This window comes from Streptomyces racemochromogenes (assembly GCF_044129415.1).
Lineage (GTDB): Bacteria > Actinomycetota > Actinomycetes > Streptomycetales > Streptomycetaceae > Streptomyces > Streptomyces racemochromogenes_A.
Genome location: NZ_JBBDHD010000076.1, coordinates 26,589 through 33,635 on the forward strand (window position 1 = coordinate 26,589; position 7,047 = coordinate 33,635).

General features: G+C 76.9%; 8 protein-coding genes and 1 pseudogene. 6 read left to right on the forward strand and 3 right to left on the reverse strand.

What is annotated here, in order from left to right; genetic code table 11:
* Positions 1–3 precede the first annotated feature (3 nt).
* A complete protein-coding gene (locus WDV06_RS24780; RefSeq protein WP_395511979.1) occupies positions 4–933 on the forward strand; it encodes a phosphatase domain-containing protein in 930 nt (309 codons plus the stop codon).
* A 78-nt stretch (positions 934–1,011) separates the two neighbouring features.
* On the opposite strand, the gene WDV06_RS24785 is transcribed toward WDV06_RS24780, so the two are convergent.
* Positions 1,012–1,521, reverse strand: coding sequence for a hypothetical protein (locus WDV06_RS24785; RefSeq protein ID WP_395511980.1), 510 nt, complete (start codon positions 1,519–1,521; stop codon positions 1,012–1,014).
* 204 nt (positions 1,522–1,725) lie between these two features.
* Here WDV06_RS24785 and WDV06_RS24790 point away from each other — a divergent pair, with 204 nt between their 5' ends.
* On the forward strand, positions 1,726–2,100 hold the full coding sequence (locus tag WDV06_RS24790; RefSeq protein WP_395511981.1) for a YbjQ family protein: 375 nt from the start codon (positions 1,726–1,728) through the stop codon (positions 2,098–2,100).
* A gap of 73 nt (positions 2,101–2,173) precedes the next feature.
* A pseudogene (locus tag WDV06_RS24795) lies at positions 2,174–2,473 on the forward strand (discoidin domain-containing protein); the annotation flags it as partial.
* Between the two features lie 54 nt (positions 2,474–2,527).
* Here WDV06_RS24795 and WDV06_RS24800 read toward each other — a convergent pair.
* Entirely contained in the window at positions 2,528–3,127 is a 600-nt protein-coding gene (locus WDV06_RS24800) for a short chain dehydrogenase (RefSeq protein ID WP_395511982.1), read from the reverse strand.
* A 114-nt stretch (positions 3,128–3,241) separates the two neighbouring features.
* Here WDV06_RS24800 and WDV06_RS24805 point away from each other — a divergent pair, with 114 nt between their 5' ends.
* Together WDV06_RS24805 and WDV06_RS24810 are read left to right on the forward strand one after the other, a co-directional pair.
* Complete coding sequence (locus WDV06_RS24805; RefSeq protein WP_395511983.1) at positions 3,242–4,111, forward strand: LysR family transcriptional regulator; 870 nt, start codon at positions 3,242–3,244, stop codon at positions 4,109–4,111.
* A 103-nt stretch (positions 4,112–4,214) separates the two neighbouring features.
* Positions 4,215–4,850 (forward strand): class I SAM-dependent methyltransferase, encoded by a 636-nt coding sequence (locus WDV06_RS24810; RefSeq protein WP_395511984.1) that lies wholly within the window; start codon positions 4,215–4,217, stop codon positions 4,848–4,850.
* A gap of 707 nt (positions 4,851–5,557) precedes the next feature.
* Here WDV06_RS24810 and WDV06_RS24815 read toward each other — a convergent pair.
* On the reverse strand, positions 5,558–6,583 hold the full coding sequence (locus WDV06_RS24815) for a DMT family transporter (RefSeq protein ID WP_395511985.1): 1,026 nt from the start codon (positions 6,581–6,583) through the stop codon (positions 5,558–5,560).
* Between the two features lie 29 nt (positions 6,584–6,612).
* Between WDV06_RS24815 and WDV06_RS24820 the strand changes: the two genes are divergently transcribed.
* Positions 6,613–7,047 (forward strand): GntR family transcriptional regulator (locus WDV06_RS24820; RefSeq protein ID WP_395511986.1); only part of this gene is annotated, 435 nt, incomplete at its 3' end.

Below are 7,047 nucleotides of genomic sequence, written 5' to 3' on the forward strand. Positions count from 1 at the left end.
ACCGTGTCCGAAGAGCCCGAACTCCCCGTGGTCCACGTCATGACGGGGTTGCCGGCCTCGGGCAAGACGACCGCCGCACGCGCCCTCCAGGCCGAGGCCGCGGGCCGCATGCGCCGGGTCAACCTCGACGACCTGCGGGCCATGCTCGACCTGCCGGACCCTGAGCGGGGCCGCTCGTACCGGCACGAGCAGACCGTGCTCGCCGTCCAGGACGCCGCGGTCGCCGCGGCCGTCGCGGACGGCTTCCACGTGGTCGTCGACAACACCCACCTGACCTCGCACATCCCCAAGCGGCTCAAGGCGGCGGTGGCCGGCCGCGCCACCTTCGTCGTGCACGACTTCACCGACGTGCCCGTCGAGGAGTGCCTGCGCCGCGACGCCGCACGGGAGCGCCCGGTCGGCGAGGAGGTCATCCGGATCCTGGCCGACAAACACCTCAAGGCCCGCAAGGGCGGCTGGCGGCTGACCGCCGAGTGGCTGAACGACCAGCCGCCGGTCCGGCCGTACGTCGCGGACCCGGCGCTGCCGGCCGCCGTGATGTGCGACATAGACGGGACGCTGGCCCTCACGGGGGACCGCGGCCCGTACGACTTCTCGCGCTGCGAGCTCGACCTGCTCAACGAGCCGGTGCGGCACGCCCTGGAGGCCTTCCGGCACGGCGGGGACCGGATCGTGCTGCTGTCGGGCCGCGGTGAGGAGCACCGGCCGCAGACCGAGTCCTGGCTGCGGGCGCACGAGGTGCCCTACGACGAACTGTGGATGCGCGCGGCGGGGGACACGCGCCGCGACGACGTGGTCAAGGCCGAGCTGTTCGACGCGCACGTGCGCGAGCGCTACGCGGTCCGCGTCTCGCTCGACGACCGGGACCGGGTGGTCGCCGTCTGGCGCCGGATGGGCCTGCCCACCTGGCAGGTCAACTACGGCGACTTCTGACCGGCCCGCGGCACGCCGCCGGGCACGCCGGTACGGAGGCGGCGTGCCCGGCGGCGCGGGCGGGCGCGGGCGGCGGGGTCAGTCGCGGCACCAGCGGACGGGCTTGAGGTCCTTGACGTAGCGGGCCGAGACCCAGTCGTGGTCGTACCCGTCGCGGCCCCTGGCCTCGCGGACCTTCTTGCGGCCCTCGCCGTCGCCGCCGTCGGCCCAGTCGTCGCGGTCGTCGTCGCCGGGGTCGATGAGGTACCACAGGTCGTTCCCGGCGACGTCCTCGCCGCGCGTCTTGCACTTCAGCGCGAGCGTCTCGCCCGGGTACACCTTGTACTGCAGGTGCGAGTGGGTGGTCGGCCTGCTGCGGACGCTCAGCGGCCCGCGCGAGACCACCTTGCCCAGCGAGTAGTGGTGCTTGTGGTGGCCGTCCTCGTCGTAGGAGGGGTCGTCGCCGTCCCTCTTGTCCCCGGCGGCCTGGTACCGGGCCCCGCCGTGGGCCGCCGAGCCCTGGTCCGCGAAGGCGGCGCCGCCGCCGACCAGGCCGAGCGCCAGGCTTCCGGCGGCCAGGGCGAGGATGGTCCTGGTGGGCTTGAGCATGAGCGGCTCCTCTGGGAAGGTCCCGCCCCGCCGCGCTGCGCGGTGGGGCGCGGCGGCCCGGCGGCCGCCAGGGACGACTATGACGAGGCGGCCCTCGGGGCCTCCCGGCGGCGCGCCGCCGTTTAGCCCGATATGCCCAATCCGTTCCCGGGGTGCGCGGCCCAGCGGATGCGGGCGGACGGGCCCGCAGCCAGAGTGGGGCCCATGGGTATCGAAGACTACGGGGGCGGCCCCGGCGCGCAGGAGACCGGTGTGCTGGTCGTCACGACCAACGACGTGCCCGGCTACCGGGTCGAGCAGGTCATCGGGGAGGTGTTCGGCCTCACCGTGCGCTCCCGGCACCTCGGCAGCCAGATCGGCGCCGGCCTCAAGTCGATGATCGGCGGCGAGTTGAAGGGTCTCACCAAGACCCTCGTGGAGACCCGCAACCAGGCCATGGGCCGGCTCATCGAACAGGCCAGGGCGCGCGGCGCCAACGCGGTGCTGATGATGCGCTTCGACGTCACGGAAGCGGCCGACGTCGGGACCGAGGTGTGCGCGTACGGCACGGCCGTGGTCCTGGTGCCCGCCGGGGGCTGACCGGCCGGTCCAGGAGGCGGCGGCCTGGACGACCTCGGGCCCGGGGTCGTGGTGAGCTGTTCGTCCCGCCACCATCCGGCACACCCAGTGGTACGCGGCCACCGCGCCGATGCCGCAGGAGATCACCCTCGACCTCGGCGCATCCTCCGCCGTCTCGGCCCTGCGCGTCCTGCCCCGCCGGACCCGGAGCGACGGGCGCGTCGCCGACCACCGGGTGTTCACCTCCGCCGACGGGACCCCCTGGGGGCCGGCCGCCGCCTGCGGGACCCGGCCGGACGGCACCGACACCCGGGACGCCGCCTTCACCCCTCGGACCGCGCGCCACGTCAGGCTGCGGACCACGCGGGAGGTGAAGGACGAACCCTGGACCTCGGTCGCCGAGGTCGACGTCGGCTGCCGGCCCCGACGCCGCGGCCCGGGGACCACCTCAGTGGACCCGGTAGACCTGACCCGTCTGCGCCCCCTCGACCGACCGCACGTAGGCCGCCGCCGCACGGGCCGCCGGAGCGGCCTCCATCCCGGCGAAGAAGGGACCGTAGGCGGGCAGGGACTCCTCCAGCACCGTCGGGCTCACGGCGTTGATCCGCTGCGGAGGCAGCTCGATCGCCGCCGCGCGCACGAAGGCCTCCACCGCGCCGTTCGCGGCCGAAGCCGCCGCGCCCGCCCGGATCGGCTGCTCCGCCAGGATGCCGCTGATCAGCGTGAACGAGCCGGTCGGCGCCAGGTGCCGGGCGCCCTGGCGGACCAGCTCGACCTGGCTCAGTGCCTTGCCCCGCAGCGTCGCCGCGACGTCGTCCGCGGTCAGCTCGGACAGCGGGCGGAACACCGCGTCACCGGCCGCGACCGCCACCGCGTCCAGCGGGCCCGCCTCGGCGTACAGGCGGGCCACCTGCTGCGGGTCCGTGACGTCCGCCACCAGGTCGCCGCCCGAGCGGCCCACCCCGACCACCTCGTGACCGCGCGCCGCGAGCGCCTTGTGCACCGCGGTGCCCAGCGTGCCGCCCGCGCCGACCAGCAAAATCCTCATCCCGACCTCCAGGGGAGCCGATCCCGGGGGAACGTCCTCCCGGGCACCACCGACGGTAGGGACCGCGACGGCCGACCGGAAATGCCGTCTGGGCAGCGACTATGCTCCACAGGCATGGACGATGTGGAACTGCGCCACCTCAGGGCGCTGGACGCGGTGGCCGCGGCGGGCACCATCACCGCCGCCGCGGCCCGCCTGCACATGACCCAGCCCGCCCTCTCCCGGACCCTGGCCCAGCTGGAGACCCGGGTCGGCGTCCGGCTGGTGGACCGCTCGTCCCGGCACCTGGCCCTCACCGAGGCCGGCGCCACCCTGCTCGGCCACGGCCGGGCGATCCTCTCCCACCTGGACGCCGCCCTCGCCGACACCCGGGCGGTGTCCCGCCCGCTGCGGCTCGGCTACACCTGCGCGGTGCTCGGGCAGCAGACCGTGCCGCTGCTGCGCGCCTGGCGCCGTACCCACCCCGGCACCCCGCTCGACGTGGTCCGGCGGGACAACGGCACCGCCGGCCTCGCCACCGGTGACGCCGACGTCGCCGTCCTGCGCACCCTCCCCGACGACCCCCGGATCCGCAGCGAGGCCCTCTACACGGAGGACCGGGTCGCCGCCCTCCCCGACGACCACCCGCTCGCCGGCCGGGACCGGGTCCTGCTGGCCGAACTCACCGCCGGCCCCCAGCAGCTGCCCCTGGCGGTGTGGCCCGAGGCCGGCACCGCCTCGCCGGACCTGTGGCCGCCGCAGGCCCGCCCCGCGCGGACGGTGGAGGTCGGCAACGTCGACGAATGGCTCAACCTGATCGCCACCGGCGGCGCCTTCGGCCTCGCCGCGGCGGGCACCGCCGAGAGCCACGGCCACCCGGGCGTCCGCTTCGTGCGCGTCTCCGACGCCCCGCCCGCCACCGTCTACGTGTCCTACCCGCACCACCCCACACACCCGGGGACGCCCGAGTTCCTGACGGCGGTCCGGGAGGCGGTGACCGGTTAGCCGGCCCGGTTCCGGCGTTCGCGCGTGCGGCGGCCCGCGCGGCGGGCATGCTGCGCGGGAGGCCCGGGACCACCCGGGGCGACGACGAAGGGCAGGCCGCACGATGACCGGTCGCAAGACCGCCGCAGAGGTGTTCGACGCGCTCGCGGGGCGCTACGAGGAGGCGTTCGGGGCGATCCCCGCCCAGCGGGAGGCCCTGGAGTGGCTGACCGGGCGGCTGCCGCGCGGTGCCCGCGTGCTCGACGTCGGCAGCGGCACGGGCCGCCCCACCGCCGAGACGCTGGCCCGCGCGGGCTGCGCCGTCACCGGTATCGACGTCTCGGCCGAGATGGTCGCCCTCGCCCGCACCCGGGTACCAGGTGCCCGATTCGAACAGGCCGACGTCCGCACCTACACGCCGCCCGGGGGCGGCGGCTTCGACGCGGTCTGCGCCTTCTTCCCGCTGCTGATGATGGACCAGGCGGAGGTCGCCGCCTCACTGGAGCGCATGGCCTCCTGGACGGCGCCCGGCGGCTACCTCGTCGTGGCCACGGTCCCCGGGGACTTCGACGCCCTCGACATCGAGTTCATGGGCCACCGGGTCACCGTCAGCAGCCTCACCGCCGAGGAGTACGTGCGCCGGATCGAGGCCGCCGGGCTGGAGGTCCTGCGCCACGAGACCGTCCTGTACCACCCCGCCGGCGGGCTCGCCGCCCCTGAGGAGCACCTCTTCTGCCACGCCCGGCGCCCCGTCGCCTGAGACCCGTACCGCCCGCCGGGCACGCAACCGCACCGGGGCCATGCCCAGCGGGCGGCCTTGACGCCCTCGCCGGTGCTGCGCCGCACCGCGCCGCGCCGGGCCGCTCCGGCAGGGGGATGCCCGGCCGGGCCGCGTGTTCGGCCACCGGGACCGGCAGCAGCGCGTCACGGGCCGGCGCGTCCATCACCGCGTCCCCGCGCCGGGACACCTCCGCCCGGGCGTGGCGCAGCGCCACCGGCACGCCGTGGAGCCGGGCCGCCGCCTCGACCTCCGACCGCGTGCTCCGCCCCGGTGGTCCCGACCAGCGGCACCACCGGCCGGTCCCGGGGCGGTGTACCCCAGGTCGGTGTACGCGCCGACGCCGGAGCCCGTGAAGTCGACGAAGCACGCGTCCCAGCCGCCGCCCTCCGGCGCGCGGGCGCCCGCCATGCCGGACCAGCCGCGGCTCCGGGTGTCGACGACGGCACGTGGTGGCCGAGGACCCGAGCCCCACGACGGGCAGGGCGCCCCGCTGCACGCCCACGCCCAGACGGACCAGGCCGAGCCGGCGGTGGACGACGCCGGAGATTCAGGTGCCGTACGCGGGCCGCCGGCTCGGGGACGGGCACGGCGGCGTCGGCACCCGCGGACTGTGATCCACGGTGCCGGCCCCCTCACGGCCCCGCCGCGGCCGGTGGGGCGGCACGGGGTGGTGCGTTGCCGGCGGGTCAGGGCGTCCGCGCCGGGTCGGGGCGTTCCCGGGTCCGGGGCGGCCCGCCGTCGCCGTCTCCGGCCGGGCGCGGGGGCGTCGGGGTGCGCGCCGTGCCTCCGGTCGGCGCCGGGCCGTCGGAAGGGGTCGGCGGGGGCGCGTCGGTGCGCAGCCCGGCCGCCAGCCCGGCGATCACCACCGTCAGGCCGAGCCAGACCGCCGGGCCCGGCGCGCCACCGCCCGACAGGGTCCCCGCGCCCGCCGCCGCGAGCGGCGCGATCCCCGTCAGCAGGCCCGCCCGGCCGGAGCCCACGGCCGCCACCGTGCGGTACCAGAGCAGGAACGCCACCGCCGTGACCAGCACCGCGAGGTAGCCCACCGCCGCCCACCGGGCCGTACCCAGCTCCGCCACCGCGCCCGGCGGCTCCGTACACACCGCCAGCCCCGCCAGCATCACCGCCCCCATCCACACCGCGTGCACCGACACGCCCCACGCCCCGTGCCGGCCCAGCACCGGCACCGCGAGCAGGGTGAACGCCGCCTCGCAGGCCAGCGCCAGCGCCGCCCAGCCCACCCCGGCGGCGTCCGTGCGCCCGGTCCCCTCGACCAGTACGGCCCCCGCGACCACCACCGGCGCCGCCAGCAGCACCCGCCGGCTGGGCCGACGCCGCTCCAGCAGCGGGCCGACCACCCCCAGCAGGACCGGCACCGAGGCCACCGCGACCGCGATCACGGCCGGCTCGGCATGCGCGACACCGCGTACGACGGCCACGTTGAACAGGACCAGACCGGTCGCCGCGATCCCGGCCAGCCACAGCCACTCCCGCCCCCGGGGCCGCAGCAGCGGCACCCGGGCGGCCCGGGCGAGGCCGAGGAGGATCAGCGCGGCGGCGGTGTAGCGCACGGCCTGCGCGCCGAACAACGGGACGTCGGCGAGCGACCGGGAGACGGTGACACTGCTGCCGACCAGCGCCATGCCGACGGCACCGGGAACCAGGTCGCGCAGCGGGCCGCGGCGGGGAACAGGGGAGGCGGGGATGCTCATACCGAACAGCCTGGAGGCACAATGGCCCGGTGAGCAGGTCCAAAGAAGGCCCCGAAGACAGGTCCACAACACCTCCGGCCCGCCCGGCCGCCGCCGCCGGCTCCGACTTCCTCCAGCTCGACATCGGCCAGGCCCCCGCCGGCGGCCGCACCGCCTGGCTCGCCGGCCGGCTGCGCGCCGCCATCGCCGACGGCACCCTGCCCGTCGGCAGCCGCCTGCCCGCCAGCCGGGTCCTCGCCGCCGAACTGCGCGTCTCCCGCGGCGTGGTGACGGAGGCCTACCAGCGGCTCGCCGAGACCGGACAGGTGGCGGGCCGTGGCCGGGGCGGGACCGTGGTCGTCGCCGCCCCGCCGCCCGCGCCGCCCGCGCGGCCCGCCCCGCCCGGCGCCGCCCGACCATGGACCCTCCCCGGAAATCGCCCGACAGCACCAGTACGTGCTGCACCCAACGATCCCGGGGGCCGA

Excerpts from the sequence above, each read along its gene's own strand:
- WDV06_RS24815 (WP_395511985.1), bottom strand. The coding sequence starts at position 6,583 with ATGAGCATCCCCGCCTCCCCTGTTCCCCGCCGCGGCCCGCTGCGCGAC.
- WDV06_RS24785 (WP_395511980.1), bottom strand. The coding sequence starts at position 1,521 with ATGCTCAAGCCCACCAGGACCATCCTCGCCCTGGCCGCCGGAAGCCTG.
- WDV06_RS24810 (WP_395511984.1), top strand. The coding sequence starts at position 4,215 with ATGACCGGTCGCAAGACCGCCGCAGAGGTGTTCGACGCGCTCGCGGGG.
- WDV06_RS24800 (WP_395511982.1), bottom strand. The coding sequence starts at position 3,127 with ATGAGGATTTTGCTGGTCGGCGCGGGCGGCACGCTGGGCACCGCGGTG.
- WDV06_RS24805 (WP_395511983.1), top strand. The coding sequence starts at position 3,242 with ATGGACGATGTGGAACTGCGCCACCTCAGGGCGCTGGACGCGGTGGCC.
- WDV06_RS24790 (WP_395511981.1), top strand. The coding sequence starts at position 1,726 with ATGGGTATCGAAGACTACGGGGGCGGCCCCGGCGCGCAGGAGACCGGT.